14 protein-coding genes and 4 pseudogenes are annotated in these 21,089 nt (G+C 50.0%); 2 read left to right on the forward strand and 16 right to left on the reverse strand.

Going from position 1 to position 21,089, the window contains the following annotated elements:
- Window positions 1-68 precede the first annotated feature (68 nt).
- From CS369_RS12700 to flhD, 15 genes and pseudogenes are all read right to left on the reverse strand, one after another.
- Window positions 69-458: a flagellar protein FlhE gene (locus CS369_RS12700; RefSeq protein WP_210769492.1), complete on the reverse strand. Its 390-nt coding sequence runs from the start codon at window positions 456-458 to the stop codon at window positions 69-71.
- Window positions 459-481: 23 nt separating this feature from the next.
- A complete protein-coding gene (flhA, locus tag CS369_RS12705) occupies window positions 482-2,560 on the reverse strand; it encodes a flagellar biosynthesis protein FlhA (protein ID WP_196907382.1) in 2,079 nt (692 codons plus the stop codon).
- Complete coding sequence (flhB, locus tag CS369_RS12710; protein WP_196907383.1) at window positions 2,553-3,710, reverse strand: flagellar biosynthesis protein FlhB; 1,158 nt, start codon at window positions 3,708-3,710, stop codon at window positions 2,553-2,555. Before flhB ends, flhA begins: the two co-directional genes overlap by 8 nt.
- A gap of 217 nt (window positions 3,711-3,927) precedes the next feature.
- Window positions 3,928-4,575, reverse strand: a complete 648-nt coding sequence (gene cheZ / locus CS369_RS12715; protein ID WP_196907384.1) for a protein phosphatase CheZ — start codon at window positions 4,573-4,575, stop codon at window positions 3,928-3,930.
- A 9-nt stretch (window positions 4,576-4,584) separates the two neighbouring features.
- Complete coding sequence (cheY, locus tag CS369_RS12720; protein ID WP_196907385.1) at window positions 4,585-4,974, reverse strand: chemotaxis response regulator CheY; 390 nt, start codon at window positions 4,972-4,974, stop codon at window positions 4,585-4,587.
- 41 nt (window positions 4,975-5,015) lie between these two features.
- Window positions 5,016-6,068, reverse strand: coding sequence for a chemotaxis response regulator protein-glutamate methylesterase (locus CS369_RS12725; protein WP_196907386.1), 1,053 nt, complete (start codon window positions 6,066-6,068; stop codon window positions 5,016-5,018).
- Entirely contained in the window at window positions 6,068-6,940 is an 873-nt protein-coding gene (gene cheR / locus CS369_RS12730) for a protein-glutamate O-methyltransferase CheR (protein ID WP_196907387.1), read from the reverse strand. The genes CS369_RS12725 and cheR overlap by 1 nt, the downstream gene beginning before the upstream one ends.
- Window positions 6,941-6,979: 39 nt before the next feature.
- Window positions 6,980-8,591 (reverse strand): annotated as a pseudogene (locus CS369_RS12735) (methyl-accepting chemotaxis protein).
- 112 nt (window positions 8,592-8,703) lie between these two features.
- A pseudogene (locus tag CS369_RS24635) lies at window positions 8,704-10,391 on the reverse strand (methyl-accepting chemotaxis protein).
- A 126-nt stretch (window positions 10,392-10,517) separates the two neighbouring features.
- The gene (gene cheW / locus CS369_RS12755) at window positions 10,518-11,015 is read right to left on the reverse strand and encodes a chemotaxis protein CheW (protein WP_195312477.1); all 498 of its coding nucleotides are present in this window, start codon (window positions 11,013-11,015) and stop codon (window positions 10,518-10,520) included.
- Window positions 11,016-11,050: 35 nt separating this feature from the next.
- Complete coding sequence (gene cheA / locus CS369_RS12760; RefSeq protein ID WP_196907401.1) at window positions 11,051-13,054, reverse strand: chemotaxis protein CheA; 2,004 nt, start codon at window positions 13,052-13,054, stop codon at window positions 11,051-11,053.
- 16 nt (window positions 13,055-13,070) lie between these two features.
- Window positions 13,071-14,311 (reverse strand): annotated as a pseudogene (motB, locus tag CS369_RS12765) (flagellar motor protein MotB).
- On the reverse strand, window positions 14,311-15,195 hold the full coding sequence (motA, locus tag CS369_RS12770; RefSeq protein WP_196907390.1) for a flagellar motor stator protein MotA: 885 nt from the start codon (window positions 15,193-15,195) through the stop codon (window positions 14,311-14,313). Before motA ends, motB begins: the two are co-directional and overlap by 1 nt.
- 129 nt (window positions 15,196-15,324) lie before the next feature.
- A complete protein-coding gene (gene flhC, locus CS369_RS12775) occupies window positions 15,325-15,903 on the reverse strand; it encodes a flagellar transcriptional regulator FlhC (protein ID WP_196907391.1) in 579 nt (192 codons plus the stop codon).
- A 2-nt stretch (window positions 15,904-15,905) separates the two neighbouring features.
- On the reverse strand, window positions 15,906-16,256 hold the full coding sequence (flhD, locus tag CS369_RS12780) for a flagellar transcriptional regulator FlhD (RefSeq protein ID WP_196907392.1): 351 nt from the start codon (window positions 16,254-16,256) through the stop codon (window positions 15,906-15,908).
- A gap of 648 nt (window positions 16,257-16,904) precedes the next feature.
- On the opposite strand from flhD, the gene CS369_RS12785 reads away from it, so the two are divergent.
- Window positions 16,905-18,056, forward strand: coding sequence for an iron-containing alcohol dehydrogenase (locus CS369_RS12785; protein WP_196907393.1), 1,152 nt, complete (start codon window positions 16,905-16,907; stop codon window positions 18,054-18,056).
- A gap of 39 nt (window positions 18,057-18,095) precedes the next feature.
- Here the strand turns inward: CS369_RS12785 and CS369_RS12790 are convergent.
- A pseudogene (locus CS369_RS12790) lies at window positions 18,096-19,023 on the reverse strand (DMT family transporter).
- Between the two features lie 330 nt (window positions 19,024-19,353).
- On the opposite strand from CS369_RS12790, the gene CS369_RS12795 reads away from it, so the two are divergent.
- Window positions 19,354-21,075: a methyl-accepting chemotaxis protein gene (locus CS369_RS12795; protein WP_196907394.1), complete on the forward strand. Its 1,722-nt coding sequence runs from the start codon at window positions 19,354-19,356 to the stop codon at window positions 21,073-21,075.
- The last annotated feature ends 14 nt before the right edge of the window (window positions 21,076-21,089 follow it).

Below are 21,089 nucleotides of genomic sequence, written 5' to 3' on the forward strand. Positions count from 1 at the left end.
ACCGTTTCCCGGTAATCAACATGGGCTGGCTAAAGTGGAGCGGTAATATGCAAAGTTATTTAGGCGTGTTACTCATAATTAACGGCGATTTCTACTCGCCGTATGTCTATCGGGCGATAAACACGCCCTTTACCTTCCAAGAAATAGGTAAAACGAAACTCGCTGGTGGCTGGCAAACCACGAAAAGCCTGTGTCTGCCCACTTCCACCCTCAATTTCAGTGCAGCGTTGTACTGTACACAATTTAACGCGTAAGCCGGGGTCATATACGCCATCGATGGCATAGCGCCAATATACCACAGTGATCGAATTATCCGGGTTGACGCCTTGCAGCGGTGTAGGAGCCAAAGGTGCAGAGTTGAGCAGTTGGCCGCGATACGTCAACATCACCCCTGATTTGCTGGCGTTCCATCCACCTTGTCCTGCAAAAACGGCCAGAGGTACAAGTGCCAATAACAAGACTGAGAGCCGTCTCAAACTCATTATGCTTCTCCAATCATTGCCGTCATTCTTATCTGCCGACTGTCACTGATTTCAAGGTTGGATAGCACCGCCATCTGCGGCAAACTACGTTGTAAAAAGCGCGCAAACAAACCACGTAATGCATGGTTTACCAACAGAACCGGAGGAGCCCCCAACATTTCCTGGCGACTTAGCGCCTGCCTGGCCTGTGCCAAAAGTCTATCGGCAAGGTCCGGTTCCAATCCTCCACCACCTTGCAGCGCTTGCAATAAGATTCGCTCAAGGGAACTATCCAAACCAATCACTTGCAACTCCCCATCGCCAGGGAACCATTGCTGGATAATGGCCCTGCCCAAAGCAACGCGCACCACTGTCGTCAGCTCATAAGGATCGGGTTGTATAGGCGCGTGCTCAGCAAGTGTTTCAACAATAGTACGCATATCACGTATAGAGACTTTCTCTTTAAGCAGATTTTGCAACACCTTGTGCAAGGTGGTCAGCGTGACAACACCCGGGATCAAATCCTCAGTCAACTTCGGCATTTCCTGCGTGACACGGTCCATCAGTTGCTGCGCTTCCTGGCGGCCAAACAGCTCACTCGCATAGAGCCCAATAAGATGATTAAGGTGTGTAACAACCACGGTGCTCGCTTCCACTACCGTATAACCTTGCGTTTGCGCCTGCTCCTTCAACACCCCTTCAATCCACACAGCAGGCAAACCGAATGCCGGATCTTGTGTCTTGTCACCCGGCAATTCGCCAAACGCATTTCCAGGGTTAATGGCCATCCAGCGACCAGGATAAGCCTCGCCGTGTCCCACTTCAACCCCTTTCATCAGGATACGGTAACTTGCAGGAGGTAATTCCATATTGTCACGAATGTGCACCACTGGCGGCAGGAAGCCCATCTCTTGCGCGAATTTTTTGCGAATACTGCGAATTCTCCCCAGCAGTTCACCATCCTGCTGATGATCGACTATGGGAATCAGTCGGTAACCCACTTCCATTCCCAGTGGATCTTCCAACTGCACATCAGACCAGGTTGCTTCAATGACCTTGGGTTTCTCATGTAACTGTTGTTCAACGCCAGCGACAGGCACAACGCCCTCACGGTTTTTCATCCACCAGGCCAATCCGAGTAGCGCTGCGGTGAAGAGCAAGAAGACAAAGTTAGGCATCCCCGGTACCATGCCGATCAGCCCCAGCACCCCAGCGCTAAGAATCATCACTAGTGGATTATTGAACAGTTGAGTGACCATTTGCTGGCCAACATCCTGATCTGTGCTCACGCGGGTAACGATGACACCTGCCGCTGTCGAGATAACTAACGCTGGTATTTGCGCCACCAAACCATCACCGATGGTCAACAAGGTATAGCTTTCTGCTGCCTGGCCCATCGACATGTTGTGCTGCACAACCCCAACCAACAACCCACCGACAATGTTGATCACCATAATGATCAAACCAGCGATAGCGTCTCCACGCACAAATTTACTGGCCCCGTCCATTGAACCGTAAAAGTCGGCTTCCTGGGTAACTTCCGCACGACGCTTTTTCGCTTCATCTTCACCGATCAAACCGGCGTTTAAATCTGCATCAATTGCTATCTGTTTACCGGGCATCCCATCCAGGACAAAACGGGCCCCTACTTCAGCAATACGTCCGGCACCCTTGGTGATCACCATAAAGTTGATTAACACCAAAATAATGAACACCACGATACCGATAGCAAAATTGCCGCCCACCAAAAAGTGACCAAATGCCTCTACCACGCGTCCCGCTGCCGCTGTACCTGTGTGACCTTCCAGCAAAATAATACGCGTCGATGCAACGTTCAGCGACAGACGCAACAATGTAGAGAACAACAAAATGGTTGGGAAGGCAGCGAAATCCAACGTGCGTTGCGTGAACATTGCGACCAATAACACCATGATGGAGAGCGCAATGTTGAAGGTAAAGAGCAGATCCAAAATGAAGGGAGGCAGCGGCAACAACATCATGGAAAGGATCAGAAGGATGAGAACTGGGCCCGCCAAAATTTGCCACTGGGTGTTTTTAAACGCTGTAGGTAGTCGCAGTAAAGAGGCCAAATCAGGCATCGGTATTCATCTCTTCAGGTGGTACAAAATCAAGCGCTTTCGGGACAGGAAGATATTTGGGTTTACGCGGGATGAGTCCCCCCTCACGCCACCAACGTCTTAGTTGGTAAACCCATGCCAATACTTCTGCCACGGCAGCATACAGTGTTGCTGGAATGTGTTCGCCAATTTCTGCATGGCGAAACAGAGCACGCGCCAATGGCGGTGCCTCCAAAACAGGAATGCGATGTTCGGCACCAAGCTCTCGAATACGCAGGGCAATTTCTCCAGCCCCCTTTGCCAAGACCCGGGGTGCACTCATTTTTTTATCATCATATTGCAGGGCGACAGAATAGTGTGTCGGGTTGGTAACGATCACATCTGCCTTTGGCACATCGGTCATCATCCGTCGCTGGGCCAGCGCACGTTGCTGTTGACGTATCCGACCTTTCACATGCGGATCGCCTTCACTTTGCTTATGTTCATCGCGGATATCCTGTTTACTCATCCGCAATTTTTTTAAATGGCTCCAAAGCTGCCAGAAAACGTCAAAAGCCACCATGGGAATAAGCCCCACAATGACAAAAAATGCGCATATTGCTACCAGCTCCAGCGCATCTCCTAACGCGGCAATAGGCGGTTCAGAGACCAGATGGAGCATCTTTGGCCAGTTATGTAACAAGAACCAGCCAGCAATTAATCCTACCAATATAGACTTGAGGATGGCTTTAAACAGCTCGGCCAACACTTGCGAAGAAAATATGCGCTTTAATCCACTGATCGGATTCAGCTTTGTCAGATCGAATTTAATGAAGCTGGGACTAAACAGCACTCCCCCCAGTAACATCGGGGCAGCAATAGCCACCAGTACAGCGCCAACCATTAAAGGAACCAACGCTGAAACACCTTGCATCAACAATGACCCCAAATGGCGTAATAATAGCTTCTCATCACTGACTAACCTGGGGTCAAAATGAAGCCCTTGCGCCACTATGCCCGAAAGTTTCCGCGCCATAGAGCTGCCACCAAACCATAAGAGTGCCAGCCCTGAAATCAACATTAACAGCGACGTCAATTCGCGCGAACGCGGAATCTGCCCCTCTTCCCTCGCCTTTTCTTGACGGTGGGGTGTGGGGGCCTCTGTTTTTTCCAGATCGCTATCTTCAGCCACAGCCGTGTTCCGATCGCATTCATTCAGGTTAAGGATTAATGCTTAGCATGACAAATGTCCGCAATCCTTATGGCTTGAACAACGAAACAAACCTATAGCTTATTCAGGGATAGAGTAATACCAATAGAAACACAGTGACTGATCCACAGATCAATAACTGTGCAAAAGAAGCGTGCATCAGTGGGAGGCCCTGCACTGCCGCACTCCCCTGACTGCATTAGAAACCCAGGCTGTCGAGCAAGTCATCAACCTGATCCTGACTGGATACCACGCCTGCGGCGGTTTTATCCATCTGAGGACCATTGAGCAAGCTGTCATTTGGCCGTTTCTTCTCAGCCGATTGCTCTGGCATGTTTTCCAACAACACCATCAGCAATTGTTTTTCGATTTCCTGAATTACCGTCATCATGCGTTTGATAACCTGACCGGTAAGATCCTGGAAATCTTGCGCCATCATGATTTCCATCAGTTGCGCATTGGTGAAAGAGGTGTGCTGCGGTACGTCATTCAAATAATTACGCGTATCCGTGACCAGTTCTTTTGCTTGCGCCAGTTCAATCGGATTTTCGAACCATTGATCCCAACGCGCTTTCAGCGCCTTGGCTTCCATTTCCAGTCGGTTCTGGACGGGTTGTGCGGCCTCAACGCTGCTTAATGCGCGTTCTGCCGCCTGTGCCGTCATTTGCACGACATAGTCAAGACGATCGCGCGCATCGGGAATCGCTTCCGCGGCTTCTGCGATGGCCTGATCCAAACCCAGTTCACGCAAGCTGTCACGCAGCATGCGCGTCAATTGGCCAATACGGGAAATGATCTCCGTTGCAGAGGCAGTATCATTCACCGGTAGCATAGGATGTGATGTCATACGATCCCCTTACATGCCTAATTTTTCGAAAATCTTATTCAGTTTTTCTTCCAGGGTCGCAGCTGTGAACGGCTTAACCACATAGCCGCTAGCGCCCGCCTGAGCGGCAGCAATGATGTTCTCTTTTTTCGCTTCCGCCGTGACCATCATGACAGGCAGACTCGACAGTGAACCATCAGCACGGATCGTTTGCAGCAGCTCCAGACCATCCATATTGGGCATATTCCAGTCGGAAATCACAAAGTCAAAACCGCCTGCGCGCAATTTATTCAACGCGTCAGCACCATCCTCTGCTTCTTCCACATTATTAAAGCCCAGTTCCTTCAGTAGGTTACGAACAATGCGGCGCATCGTCGAAAAGTCGTCCACTATCAAAAATCTGAGTTCTTTATCGGCCATACCTACTCCTAATTTTTATTGCTCCCTGGGAGCTGCTGTTGCTATATACGTAATGCCTGTCCGGCAGAAATTTGTGCCAACATACGCTGGCTCACCTGGCTTAAATCTACCACCTCATCGACGCCCCTCATCGCAATTGCTTCGCGTGGCATACCAAACACCACACAGCTTGCCTTATTTTGCGCCAGAGTGTAAGCACCAACCTGATGCATTGCCAACATCCCTGCGGCACCGTCGTTTCCCATCCCCGTGAGGATAATCCCCACGGCATTTCGCCCGGCATACTGCGCCACCGAACGAAATAATACGTCTACCGACGGACGATGCCGGTTTACCGGTGGCCCGTCATTCAACCTGACCTGATAGTTGGCACCGCTTTTCACCAACTCCAGATGGCGTGCTCCGGGTGCGATATACGCGTGCCCGGGTAAAACGCGCTCACCATCTTCCGCTTCTTTTACCGTAATCTGACACAGTTTATTCAAGCGCTCAGCAAAAGATTTGGTGAAACCCGGCGGCATATGCTGGGTTATCAGCAAAGCCGGGCTGTTTGTCGGCAATGGTTGCAGCACTTGGCGAATCGCTTCGGTCCCCCCCGTCGACGCACCAATAGCGATCAGTTTTTCACTGCTGAGAATCGGCATGTGATGAATAATTTTGGTCGGCTCGCTGGACGCACTGCGCTGCGGCAGGCGCGCCTTAGCCGCCATGCGAATCTTCTCAGCGATCATCTTGCTGTAGGCTAACATGCCTTCGCGAATCCCCAACTGCGGCTTGGTGACAAAATCCAGCGCGCCCAGTTCCAACGCGCGTAACGTCACCTCGGACCCTTTCCCCGTCAGCGACGAGACCATCACCACAGGCATCGGCCGCAAGCGCATCAGTTTTTCCAGAAAGTCCAATCCGTCCATGCGCGGCATTTCCACATCCAGCGTCAATACCTGCGGATTAAATTTTTTGATCAGATCGCGGGCAACCAGCGGATCGGGTGCGGTCGCAACCACTTCCATATCTGGGTGGCTATTAATAATTTCCGTCATGATCTGACGCATAAGCGCTGAATCATCTACACAAAGTACTTTAATCTTGCTCATTATCTTTCCTTAGCCAGCCCATAGACCGTCTGCCCGCGCAAGTAGAACTCCCGACTGATCTGGCTGAAGTTTTCTGAATGGCCGGCAAATAATAACCCACCCGGCTTAAGCATAGGAACAAAGCGACGCAAAATACGCTCCTGCGTCTCTTTATCAAAGTAAATCATTATATTACGGCAGAATATAGCATCAAAAGGCGCAGGAACATCCCAAGTCGGTGCCAACAGGTTCAACTGTTGAAAATGCACCATCGCGGCAAGCTCAGGCCTTACGCGTACCAAGCCACTGTGTGGTCCAGTCCCGCGTAAAAAGAATTTTTGTAACTGCTGGGGAGAAAGCGTGCGCAGTTCCTCCTGACGATAAATACCCGCCGTGGCTTTTTCCAGCACCTGGGTATCGATATCGCTGGCCCAGACCTGGCACCCACTAACGCGGTTACCCAGCACCTCCGCCAACGTTATCGCTAATGAATACGGCTCTTCACCGGTGGATGCCGCCGTACTCCATACGGTATAGCCATTCGGCCTTGACCGCGCATGCTCGACAAGGATAGGAAAATGATGCGCCTCACGAAAAAACGCCGTCAGATTTGTCGTCATGGCATTAACAAACGCCTGCCATTCAGAGCTATTGACGTCTGCTTCCAGCAGCGCCAGATATTGCCCAAAATCATTGAGCCCCAAAGTACGCAGCCGCCTTACCAAGCGATTGTAAACCATTTCCCGTTTATGATCGGCCAGCACAATGCCAGCACGTTGGTAAATCAACTGACTGATACGCCGAAAATGGGTATCCGACAACGGCAATCTATCGACCATCTGCGTCAGAATAGACGCAGATTTAAGACGATTTGGCGATGGGTTATTTTTCATATCAAACCGCTCAAACATCAATTAAGGTTATAGAGAGAGTCAATCCAGCCTTTCCTTCAACGCGAGTGCAGGTGTTACTTTGTAAGTATTAGTCGATATTTCGTCGTCGGTCACGTCAAGACGGAAAACTGAAACTGCATCCGTCAACATCATCGCCTGGGCTTCCAATGCCTGAAAGACGGATGAGGCTTCCTCCACCAACGCGGCATTCTGTTGCGTTGCACTGTCCATTTTTGTCACCGCTTGAGCAACCTGCTCAATGCCTCTGCTCTGCTCGTCAGACGCAATTTCACCCATAGATGTCCGTCACACGCTTCACTGACGTAACGATATCATCCATGGTATTACCCGCGTCTTTCACTAGCACCGAGCCTTGCTCAACGCGGCCCACCGATTCCTCTATCAGCGCTTTGATCTCCTTGGCTGCCTGCGCACTGCGCTGTGCCAGACTGCGTACTTCGCCTGCCACCACGGCAAACCCACGCCCTTGTTCGCCCGCCCGCGCCGCTTCAACGGCTGCATTTAGCGCCAGAATATTGGTCTGGAAAGCAATGCCATCAATCACCCCGGTAATGTCACTGATTTTACGTGAACTCACAGCAATATCCTGCATCGTTTTCACTACGCCGGCGGTGATTTCCCCCCCTTTATGGGCAGTGTTCGTGGTCTCCTGCGCCAATTTGGAGGCCTGATGCGCATTGTCCGCATTTTGCTTCACGATGGCAGTCAGTTCTTCCATGCTGGCGGCTGTTTGTTCTAACGCAGGCGCCTGTGATTCAGTGCGTGATGATAAATCCACGTTGCCGGAGGAAATCTCACGCACACCCATCAGCATCCCGGTAGCACCTTGCCGCACGGTATGTACCGTCGAGGCAAGCGAGGTCTGCATGTGCTGCAGCGCCGAGAACATCACCCCAATTTCATTCTGACCGTAGTCGGCGATTTTTACCGTCAGGTGTCCCTGCGCGATATGCTCAAAATGCTCACGCATGATGGTCAACGGCGTCAGGATGATTTTGCGCAGCCACACCACGGCCACAGCGACCAGCGCCAAGGAAAGCACCACAACAATGCCAAACGACCAGGTTGAATGGTCATAGGAATCGCGGCTTGCCTGACCGGCCTGCTGCAAATGAGTCTGAACGTAGGTCAGATAGGCAGAAAAGCTCTTCTCAAAATTATCCTGAAATGACTGGGTAGGCTGGTCTAGGAAAGGTTGTAGCTGGCCTTTATCCAGAAAACCAATCAGCTCGGCCAACGCACCGTTGAGCTTGTCGTAGCTCGCTTTAGTGCCCTCAGCCAGACGCTGTCCTTCCTCCGTTAACTGCGTGGTAGCAACAAACTGCTTGAAATAGACATCCGCCTGCGCCAGAGAGGCACGGGCACTATTCATCAACACGGAGACTTGCTCTTGCGGCACGTTACGCGCCGCGCGGGTTGCCGCACGGTTCAACGTATTACGGGTTTGCAGCAATGCCACCCAACTCTGGCTTAAACTGTCGCGCTGCTGGCTGACGGTCTCCACGCGCGTAAAATTCTGATAGTCCATTTTGAACGCCGTAAAGGATAAGCTGCTGGATACCAACTGCACGGCACAAAACACAAACAACAACACAAACAAACCGGTAGAAACACGAATCCGCGTCAACATACTGCCTCCAACCTCAGTGATCGGTCAGCTTCACACCGACACGATCGATAAGCTATTGTTTTAAAATGCTTATTTATAAATCACTGTGCCTGAAATACGCGTGGCCTTTCGGTTAAAACGTTTCCCAGTTATCTGAGGCCGCAGCCCCTGCTTTTTTCTTATTGTCCGCAGAGGCGGTCGGGAGCAATGCCGGGCGCGTCGCCGTGTCAACCGTGGCCAGTGCGGATGATGCGATCCGCGAACGTCCCCCCGTTGCTGGTAACTGGAAGACCGCAACGGCCTGGTTCAATCCAATAACTTGCTGTTCGAGTGCGGCCGCAGCGGCGGCGGATTTCTCTACAAGCGCAGAGTTTTGCTGAGTTACGCGGTCCATTTCCGTAACAGCCTGCCCAATGCCCTTGCTCTGTTCGTCAGAGGCAGAAGCGATTTCCCCCATGATGTCGGTCACGCGTGTCACCGCGCTGAGAATTTCGCCCATGGTTTCGCCCGCGCTTTCTACTAATACAGATCCTTCATCGACACGATTTACAGAATCTTCAATCAAAGTTTTAATTTCTTTCGCTGCCTGGGCGCTACGTTGTGCCAAATTGCGCACCTCTCCCGCCACCACGGCGAAACCGCGGCCCTGCTCTCCCGCTCGTGCGGCTTCAACCGCCGCGTTCAACGCCAGAATATTGGTCTGGAGCGCGATACCATCAATAATGCTGGTAATATCGGCAATTTTCTGCGAGCTACCGGCAATGTTGTGCATGGTTTTCACGACATTATCGACCACCTTGCCACCGCGTTGTGCGGTTTCTGATGCGCTCAACGCCAGTTGGCTCGCCTGACGCGCATTTTCCGCATTCTGTCGCACCGTTGCCGTCAGTTGTTCCATGCTGGCCGCCGTTTGCTCCAGTGACGACGCTTGCTCCTCGATACGCGATGAGAGATCGTTATTCCCTGCGCTGATTTCTGATGCTCCGGTGTAGATCGCATCGGCACCATGGCGCACCGCTCTCACCGTGCTGATCAATTCTGACTGGATGTGGCGCATGCTGTCTGCCAATATGCCCATTTCATTGCGGCTATGATAATTAATGTTCTGAGTCAGATCGCCGCGCGCAATGTGTTGCGTATGTTCCACAATATTATTCAGCGGATGAATTAATATACGTTGGATAGCAAACCAGGCAGACAAGATTACAGCGACAACAACAGAAATTACTGCCCCAAAAATCCAGAGAGCCGATTGATAAGCGCTTTCGTTACGTGAAATTTCTGTGTTATATAATTTTTCACTTTCTACTTTATAAGCATTGTACGCTTTTTCAAATCCATCCTGATAGCTTTGCGTTGGCTGATCGATAAACTTTTTTATATCTCCTGCGGAAAGCAGTTGAATTAACTCGGTCAATGCAACATTTAATGTCGTATAATTCTGTTTGACATCTTGCGCGATGGCATTGCTCTGCTGTGTCGAGCGCGCTACGCGTTCATAGCCTGCGAACTATTTGTTTGTACTGCCTAATTGCCGCTGTCCATCCTCCAGCAACGCTTTTACCGATGACCCGGTGCCCGCCCAGTGGCATCGAGCGCAAATCGACTTCCTGCGAGATTAAGGGTATTTCGCGTTTGCAATAAATATGACCAACTCGCATCAAACGCAGATTTTTGATTATTAATGATAAGCGTATTGCCAAATACCTCTTTATCATTTTTTAACGCATTAAAAAATAGCCCTCCGGAAACAATTTGCAGGACACCAAATAGTAGCAGTACACAAAGTAGCGCTGTGACAATTTTGATACGATTCAACATATGACGCCTTTTAAGTAAACGAATAGCCGGAAGACCAGCATCAGAGAGGAATAAGTTCCAGATAACCTAAATAGAGAAAAGAGCAAGAAAAGTCAGAGCCATCCAGCGATGGCTCTGAAAAAAAGATTATGCTTTTGCAACGATATCAACTAATGCCATTTCTTCACTGCTCAGCAATTTCTCGATATCGACCAGGATGAGCATTCTCTCACCCAGTGAGCCAAGACCTGTCAAATATTCTGTGGACAGGGTTACTGCAAATTCTGGCGCAGGGCGAATCTGATCCGCCGTCAGCGACAGTACGTCAGACACGCCGTCAACTACGATCCCCACCACGCGCTGTCCCAGATTGAGGACAATCACCACGGTGTTGTCGTCATAATCCACTTCCTGCTGGGCAAACTTAATGCGCAGATCGACGATTGGTACGATAACGCCACGCAGGTTAGTCACCCCTTTGATAAAGGAGGGTGTGTTTGCAATGCGTGTAACCTGATCGTAACCCCGGATCTCTTGCACCTTAAGAATGTCGACGCCGTACTCCTCGTCGCCCAGTGTGAAAATCAGGAACTCCTGTCCCACGGTTTCACCGGCTATTTTTGTGACGTTGGCAAGTCCAGTCATGTTTTTCACCTTAATTATTCACGTTCTATGTGTTATTACGCCGCGGTCTCAACAACGCACTTTTCACGGTTCAATGCCTGTAACGCCGAAACGTCGACAATCAATGCCACGCTACCGTCACCTAAAATGGTCGCAGCGGAAACACCCGGCACTTTGCGATAGTTGCTTTCCAGATTCTTCACTACAACCTGGTGTTGACCAACCAATTGATCAACCAGCAAGGCATAGCGGCGACCTGCGCTCTGTAGAATGACGACGATACCCTGAGTCGCATCAGTCTTCGCGCCTTCAACATCAAAAATGTGGAACAGCTCAACCAGAGGCAAATATTCTCCGCGCACTTGCAGCACACGCTCTCCCCCCGCCAACGGATAAATGTCCTCGGCGCGCGGTTGTAACGATTCCATTACTGCACCCAACGGCAGAATGAACACTTCTTTGCTGACCTTGACGGACATGCCATCCAGTATTGCCAGTGTGAGCGGGAGCAGGATACGAATAGTGGTACCCTTGCCGGCCTGGAAGTGAATTTCAACATGTCCACCCATCTCCTGGATGTTACGTTTTACCACGTCCATTCCCACGCCGCGTCCAGAGACGTCTGTTACCTTTTCGGCCGTTGAGAAACCAGGAGCAAAAATCAACATACCGACGTCTTCGTCAGACATGTTTTCATTCACCGCCAAGCCTTGCGACATTGCTTTCGCTAAAATGCGCTCACGGTTCAGCCCCGCACCGTCATCGATAACTTCGATGCAGATATTCCCGCCCTGATGTTCAGCTAGCAGCGTCAAATTACCCACCGGCGATTTCCCGGCAGCAATACGTTTCTCTGGCGATTCAATACCGTGATCGAGACTATTACGTACCAAGTGAGTAAGTGGGTCAATAATTCGCTCAATCAGGCTCTTATCCAATTCGGTGGAGCTACCGATCTGGGTCAATTCTACCTGCTTGTCCAGTTTGGCGGCCAAATCGCGCACCAAGCGTGGGAAGCGGCTGAATACGTATTCCATTGGCATCATACGAATAGACATCAAGGATTCTTGCAAATCGCGCGCGTTTCGCTCCAACTGCCCCATGCTATTCAGCAGGTCGGCATGCGCCACCGGATCGAGCGCCGTAGAGCGCTGTGCCAGCATGGATTGCGTTATCACCAGTTCGCCGACCAGGTTGATTAACTGATCAACTTTTTCTACCGCCACACGGATGCTGGTATCACCCGTTTTTGGCCGGTTCTTGTTGGCATCGTGTGCAGGCTGTTGCGCCTTGGCCGCAGCAACAGATGCGGAAGGGGCTTCGACTTTGGCTTCAACCACAGGCTCTGGCGCGATTGGCGCTACGGCCAGTTCAGGCGCAGGTTCGGCGACGGGAGCAGCACTTGGCGTAGAGGCTGAAGGCGCGCCAAAATGGATCTGTTCAGGCTCTAACACAAAGCAGAGCACGGCGCTGATATCATCTTCACTTTCAGACGTCACCAACGTGACATCCAGACTGCTGTCCGTCTGCTGGGGATCTTTCACCGTTCCCAGGTTGCCCAGCTCTTCAAGCATTTGCGGAATTTCTTGCGTTTTAAGTCCGGTGAGCGAAATGCGCAATTCACCGTTTTCAGCCTGCGCGAGCGTTGGTGCGGGTGCGGCCGGCGCTCTGCCTTCTCCTTTGGCATCGAGCGCCAGTTGGCGCAGTGCCTGACAGATATACTCAAAGCTCTCGGCATTGGGTTCCTGAGCAGTTTTATAAACGTCCAACTGATCCTGCATAATATCTTTTGTTTCCAAAAACAGGTTGATGATATCGGTACTCAAATGCATCTCTCCGCGTCGCGCACCATCAAGCAGGTTTTCCATCAAATGGGTGGTTTCCTGCAATACGGTAAAACCGAACGTTCCCGCGCCGCTTTTAATGGAATGGGCGGCACGGAAGATGGCATTCATTTGCTCAGTATCAGGGGCTTGTGGATCTAATAACAACAAATGTTGTTCCATATCCGCCAGTAATTCATCTGCTTCATCAAAAAAAGTTTGATAAAAAGCACTCATGTCCATGCTCACGTGATCACCTCTGCTGCGAATCGTGGCTTATTGATGAAGGTGTTGCCTGGCTGTCCGAGCGGCTGGCAACGCGATGGTTGGTTGCTGGCGCCCTGAAGCAGGTACTCCATTCCCTGTCTGCGGCGATGCTGCACCGCCGCTATTATTTGTATTGGTATTACTGATACTGCTTACATTGCTGTTATTGGTGGCGCTGTTGTTATTGGTTGTGGTACTGCTCGAACTGGTGTTGCTGCTACCGGAAGGCGCACTGTTCGTTGGCCCCACGCCCGTGACGCCTCTCGAGACCGGCGCATTGCTTGCACCGTTATTGCTATTGTCGGCAGCCGGCTCGTCGGGTTTAGTGTTCTCGGCGGGCAAATTTTGCAAAGTTTCCGCTTTGTCGATATCAATCGCGCGGCTTTCGCTGTTTTCTTGCTCAATGGCTCGCTGCGCATCACGGTTAAGCACCATTAAGCTGATCCGGCGGTTAATGGCGTCGTTTTTGTTCGCGGCCTGTTTTAAACTCATGGTATCCGCCATGCCCACCACACGCAGAACCTTGCCATCAGACAGACCGCCCGCAATCAGCTCACGCCGGGAGGCATTTGCGCGATCCGCAGACAGCTCCCAGTTACTGTAGCCACGCTGCCCCTGGGCGTACTGTACGTCATCAGTATGCCCTGACAGGCTGATCTTATTGGGGATATCATTAAGAATGGGGGCTATCGCACGCAGGATATTGCTCATATAGTGCTCAACCTGCGCACTGCCGGTTTTGAACATGGGGCGGTTTTGGCTATCAATGATCTGGATGCGTAACCCTTCATCGACCATTTCAATCAGCAAATGCGGCCGTAGCGCTCTGAGGCGCGGGTCAGATTCGATCAGCTGTTCCAGTTGCTCGCGCAATTTGTTCAAGCGAATGTCATCGAGTCTGTCGCGCTGATTGGCTTCAGGAGGCATCTCCGGTTCGCGCTTGACGGCACCTTCCTGCTGGTTGTAATCATTGCCCCCGCCGGGAATCGGGCTGCTGTCTTCACTGGCGCGAGAGCCCGACGTTAACGCAACTTTGAGCGGAGTCCGAAAATATTCGGCAATCTGCGTCAATTGTGATGGGCTGGCGATGGCGATAAGCCACATTACCAAAAATAGCGCCATCATAGCGGTCATAAAGTCAGCATAAGCTATTTTCCATGAACCGCTATGGTGCGCCGCGTGGCTAGACTTCCTTTTCTTGCGTATTATCGGATGCTGATGTTTCATTATTCATTTTCCGCAGCCTGCTGAGCCGGTGCTTTCACACGACGAATATGTTCTTCCATCTCAGTGAAGGTCGGACGGACTGTGGAGTACAGCGTTTTACGCCCAAACTCAACGGCAATCTGCGGCGCATAACCGTTCAAGCTGGAGAGCAGCGTCACCTTGATGCATTGCAGAACTTTTACCTTTTCTGAATTCTTTTGACGCAGCAGTGATGCCAGTGGCGAAACAAAGCCGTATGCCAGCAAGATCCCCAGGAACGTCCCCACCATGGCATGCGCAATCATCATCCCCAGTTCAGCAGCAGGGCGATCGACGTAGGCCAAGGAGTGCACTACCCCCATAACCGCCGCAACGATACCAAACGCAGGAAGTCCATCCCCCATCAGGTTCAGACTCATTGCCGGCACTTCGAGCTCGTGCTCTAGCGTTTCGATTTCTTCGTCCATTAGCGTTTCGATTTCGAACGCATTCATGTTGCCGCTGATCATCAGGCGCATATAGTCGGTGATGAATTCAATGACGTGACTGTCGGCGATCACACGAGGGTAGCTGGAGAAAATCTCGCTTTCACGCGGACTGTCGATATCACCTTCCAGAGAAAGCATCCCCTGCTGACGCGATTTCGCCATCAGACGAAACAACAGCGCCATCAGATCCATGTAGAGATCCCGGCTATATTTGGATCCTTTGAACAATTGAGGGAAGGCGCGAACCGTACCTTTAATGGCTTTGGCGTTGTTACCGACGATAAACGCGCCCAGCACCGAACCACCGATAATCAGCAGTTCCGAGGGCTGATACAGCGCGCCCAGCGACCCGCCAACAATGAGGTAACCACCCAGTATCGAACCTATTATTACGAGATAACCCAATATAACAAGCACAAGAATTCCTTATAACAAATCGCGGGTGGAAGCTGAGGTAAAACATTCGTCGAGCAGGAATTTCTTGAGGAGGGATGTACTCAGCCCGAAACAACACGGGCTGAGACAGACTCACAACCGCCACCAGGCTCAGACAGCATGCTTTACCGGTTCATCCAGTAGTTGCGGTAGTATATCGGCAAGATTCGGTGAAAGTTTACGTCTTTTTACCGCTCTGGAGGGTGGCTGACACAAGCTGCAAACAAAACTGTTTTTCGGCAGATGAGCATGCGTAATAAACATCCCGTTGCAACAATTGCACGACGACAGCTGTAACATACCGCTATCCACGAAACGCACCAATGTCCAGGCGCGAGTCAAGGCAAGTAACGGCGTATCATTGTTGGGTGCGCACTGTTCAAGATAAAGACGGTATGCTTTGATAACGGCTTCAACGCCATTACAATGACTGGTCTTTAACAAAAAAGCGTACGCATTATAAAACATGGAAGAATGAATATTCTGTTCCCAGGTCATGAACCAGTCCGTGGAAAAGGGTAACATTCCTTTTGGAGGTGGGCTCCCCCGAAGCTCTTTATAAAGTTTAATTAAACGCCCACGACTTAATTGTGTTTCGCTTTCCAACATCTGCAATCGAGCACCCAGAGAGATCAATTCCATCGCTAAGTGGATGTCTTTTGCTTCCTGAACAATACTCTTTTCCGTCATTATTATGCCCTTTTCTTAGGCAAGTTATCATCTTTCGAAGATAACTGGTTTAATAAGTGACTCGACAGCAAAATTCCAGTATGGATTTGTTGTAAATCATCCACGCGGGATTCTTGTGTTAATAACTTGATCGTGTTGTGATCGTCAAAGCGAAAATGACAAATCAGTTGATTGGTTTCCGCCAGTTTAACCATCTGAGGCAGTGTGAGCTGCATCAGAGTATCTGCCATGGTTTCATCAATACCTAAACGGAACATTGAAGAAGCTTTTTCGTCGTTGATTAAACGTTGTGCCAGTAACAGATAAGACAGATTTATGTCATAAATGTGCTTGAGTAATTCAGAGGTACCCATATTTCCCATCTCGACAGGCTATGTTCAAAGCATAAGTTGGGGGATAGAGGCTATCGCCCGGTTAAAAATCACTCTCCATCGATGGCATGAAAGCATTCGGTGCCAGAGACTATTTTTTGTTACTTTACTTTCTTATTATGACAATCACACGCTACAGCCAACTTCTTTTGCTGCCCAACTCGCTTATCCATTAACCCCGTATGACAACCTAAATCACTGCATCAGAAAGCATAGGATTATTCCTAAATCTTCGCAACTGTACCGCCTAATCCCTCAAACACACAACGCGACCAGAGAATCATTTTAGTAATTATGTGAGACAAGTCACATAATTGAAAGGTATTATCACAAAAAGCCGTGTGGTAAGAACTCTTACCAGATCGTTTATTGCCCATCTTTTTCACAAGTAGCATTTCACTTCACTAAAGCGGGTACAGTTATACCTTTTTCAAATGGGTTTATCTTAATGATAGATATATAAAAAATGTAACAAGATTACGCACCTGTCAGCGATACCCAACGTGAGTACTCCGTGGCGATAAGTGTAGGAGAGGATAACCATTATGTCTCAACCAAATGTCACTCGCCCTAACTTTGCAGTAGTATCAAAGCCGTTTTTTGTTACTTTGAATCTAGGGTGATTATAAAATGTACAACTTTAGTTATTACAACCCAACGCGCATCGTGTTTGGTCAGGGAAGAATTGCAGAGATTAATCAACATATTCCCGTCAATGCGCGGGTGCTGATTACCTACGGCGGGCAAAGTGCGGAAAAGTACGGCACGCTTGCCGAAGTCAGGCAAGCACTTGGTGAGCGTTTCGTTGTGGAGTTTGGCGGCATTGAAGCCAATCCCCACTATGAAACTTTGATGAAGGCCACACAGTTAGCAAAAGAGAACAATGTCGATTATCTACTGGCTGTGGGTGGCGGTTCGGTCGTGGATGGCACCAAGTTCATTGCCGCCGCCTATTACCATGGAAATGTGTGGGATCATTGGGTTAATAAAACACCACTCACTCAGGCGCTGCCCATGGGCTGTGTCATGACCTTACCCGCCACAGGTTCGGAGATGAATGCCACGTCGGTGGTCTCCAACATTGCATCAGGCGCCAAAGTAGGTTTTAACCATCCGCTGCTCTTCCCTCAGTTTGCGGTTCTCGATCCTGAGAAATCCTATACCCTGCCCGCTCGGCAAGTCGCTAACGGCGTGGTAGATGCCTTCGTCCACGTTATCGAGCAATATCTCACTTTCCCCGTCTATGGCAAAGTGCAAGACCGCTTCGCTGAAGGGTTACTGCTAACACTGTTGGAAGAAGGTCCCAAAGCGCTTACGCAGCCTGAAAATTACGATGTACGAGCCACGCTAACCTGGAGCGCCACGTTGGCGTTAAACGGGCTTATCGGCGCAGGTGTGCCACAAGACTGGGCTACGCACCGTATCGGCCATCAGCTCACCTCACTGTACGGCTTAGACCACGCACAAACGCTCGCCGTATTACTTCCTTCTTTATTATATGTGCAGCGCAATAATAAGCACGAGAAGCTTTTGCAATATGCCATGCGCATCTGGCAAATAACCGAGGGTGATGAGGAGACCCGCATTTCCCAGGCGATTGCAAAAACGCGCGATTTCTTTGAACACATGGGTATCAAAACCCGCATGCGCGATTATGGATTACCACCGGACGCGGTGGAGGCGATAATCCACAATCTGAAAGTCTTTAATCTTTTACCGCAGGGTGAAAGACAGGATATTGATGAAGTAATGGCAAGAGAAATTCTGACACTCAGCTATTAAATTCGATCCCCTCGGCGGTTGCACGAAGGGGATATCGGCTTATTTTGTCTGGGGAGACCGGTTTACCAACCCAATCCCCAGACACACCAGCACCAAATCAGCAGCATAACGCCACTGAAGGATGCTCTCATCGAGAAACAGCGCGGAGAGTACAGCACCGGCAATCGGGATCAGGAAATTGAAAGGGGCGACAGTGCCAACCTTGTTATATTTTAGCAATTGGCTCCACAACGCAAAGGTGATCGATGAAAGCAGTACAAGATAAAAAAGAATCAAGACAGAATTCCAGCCATAAACACTCAGTGAACCACCGCTTAAATACCCTGTCAGCGTAAGGATTATACCACCAATCGCCAATTGATACCCTGTCATCACTATCGGATCCATGGTTTGAGAAATACGTTTCCCATAAATTATTGCCGCTGATAGAATAAATGCAGCAATAACAACAAAACCGTCTCCCATATAATGTAAAACTGAAATCATCAAGGCCTTTTACATTAACAACAGTCACACCTAAAAAACCTAACAGGCAACCGATAGCTTTATTTGGTGTTATTTTATCATTGGTATAAAGACAATGTGCAAGTAGTACGCTAAAAAACGTACTGGTGGCATTCATAATAGACCCTTTTCCCCCTGTGGTATAAGCGAGTCCGATATAAAAGAAAATATACTGTAACGTCGTTTGTGTGATCCCGAGCACCGCTAATTGCCGGAGTTGCCCTGGCTTAAACCGCGCAATCGCCTTGCCACTCGCCAGCGCCAACAGTAGCAATAACCCGCCCGCCAGCACAAAGCGGTAACCGGCAAACACCAGCTTTGAGGCGATGTCCCCCTCTGCTATCAGGAACAAGGCATAGCCATTTTTGATGGCCGGATAGGAGCTTCCCCACAACAAGCAGCAAAGGGTTGCTAGCGCAAAAACTATTTTTTCATTGGTAAAAAATGCGGTTGTATTCTTCAAAAAAGACTCCAATAGAAACAGCCCACTGATGCAATAAAAGTAGGCGGATCGGCATTTATTTTTTCACGACAAATTTTTTACAACGACGTTACGAAACTCCACAAGCTACTTTATCAGCAACCAAAATGAAAATACGTTTTAAAAATCAAAAATTGTGATCGAGATCCCGACGACTACAATTAAGGCTTTTCACTATAGGCCGATTATCTTTTATATTGGTTGCGACTAAAAGGAACACTCGTTGTTACTGTAAGGGTGCTGAATACCAAAGATGCGTGATGTGTCTTGTTGTTTGGTAAATTGTAATCACTTTTCCTGAAAAATGAGCGAATGGACATGAAAATAACGTCACAATCTGAGCAGCAGGGGAAAACAAGTGTGTTGAATAATTTACGCTTAGTGCCTTTATTCGTTATCATTCTCGGCGGCATCATGTTGATGTTCGCCTTGTCGATAGGGACTTCCAGCTATTTTCTGGCACGCAGCAATCAATACCTCGCAGACGTCACGCAAGAAATCGACGTTCGCATGGGGCTTTCCAAGAGTTCCAATCACCTACGCACCGCGCGCTTACTCCTGATTCAGGCGTCTTCCGCTGCACGCATCGGTGATTCAGCTGTCTACAATGAAAACCTGAAGCAAGCAGCGCAACGCGTCGAGCAATCACAAAAAGCCTTTCAGCTGTATGAAAATCGCCCGATAAAAACTAAATATGATATTTCGCTCGATGCCGGATTAACCAAAGCATACGAAGACTATATCAAACAAGGGATAACTCCCATGATGGCGTCGGCAAAGGACGGTTTGTTCGAAGAAGTCCTGAGTCATGAGGCCGAAGAAGTTCGCGTTCTTGATGCTAATTACAACAAACCGTTGCTGGATGCGGTCGCTTACCGCACCGAGCGTGTACAGCAACTCAACAAGATAGCAACAGAGAACGCCACCTTAGGGTATGCCTTAATGGGTGCCAGCTTTGGTATCGCCCTGTTGCTCTCTTTGCTGACCTTTACGTTCCTGTGCGGCGCCTTGATCCGGCCGATGAACGCACTGGTGGCACGTATTCAACGCATTGCCCAGGGAGATCTCACGCAGCACTCGGTGAACTATGGCTCGAATGAAATCGGTACGTTAGGCAATAATGTGCAACACATGCAGGCCTCACTGGTCAACACCGTTGCCACCGTGCGTGAAAGCGCTGATTCCATTTATCAGGGTTCAACCGAAATCTCTTCCGGCAACACGGACCTGTCATCTCGTACTGAGCAACAGGCTGCCGCGTTAGAACAAACAGCCGCCAGTATGGAACAGTTGACGGCAACCGTTAAGCAGAACTCCGAAAACGCGCACCACGCCAGTCAGTTGGCAGCCAACGCCTCCAATAAAGCCAAGCAAGGGGGCAATATCGTTTCTAATGTGATTGAAACGATGGATAGCATTTCCGGCAGTTCGCGCAAGATTTCTGAAATAACCAACGTAATTAACAGTATCGCTTTCCAAACCAACATTCTGGCGTTGAACGCTGCCGTCGAAGCAGCGCGTGCCGGTGAACAAGGTCGTGGTTTTGCCGTGGTCGCCAGCGAGGTTCGTAGTCTGGCACAGCGCAGTGCGCAGGCGGCAAAAGAGATTGAAACATTAATCTCTGAATCGGTATCGCTGGTGAGCAGTGGTTCGACGCTTGTCGATCAGGCAGGGCAAACCATGAAGGAGATTGTTGATGCCGTTACCAATGTGACCGACATTATGGGCGAGATCGCGTCCGCGTCTGACGAACAAAGCCGTGGCATTGGTCAGGTAGGACAAGCGATTGCCGAGATGGACAGCGTCACGCAGCAAAACGCCACATTGGTGCAAGAAGCAACGGCAGCCGCCGCTTCGCTCGAAGAACAGGCTGCACTGCTGACACGCGCCGTGGCCGTGTTCAAGTTGCAAGAACAGCGTGCAACGCCGACACCTGCGTCATACACACTCGCATCAGCCAAAAGCGCACCGACTGCACTGCCGCCAGGGAATAAGAAAGCCACTAACAGCAGCGAGCATTGGGAAACATTCTAACTGCTTACTGGCCG

The organism is Candidatus Symbiopectobacterium sp. 'North America', from assembly GCF_015762685.1.
GTDB lineage: Bacteria > Pseudomonadota > Gammaproteobacteria > Enterobacterales > Enterobacteriaceae > Symbiopectobacterium.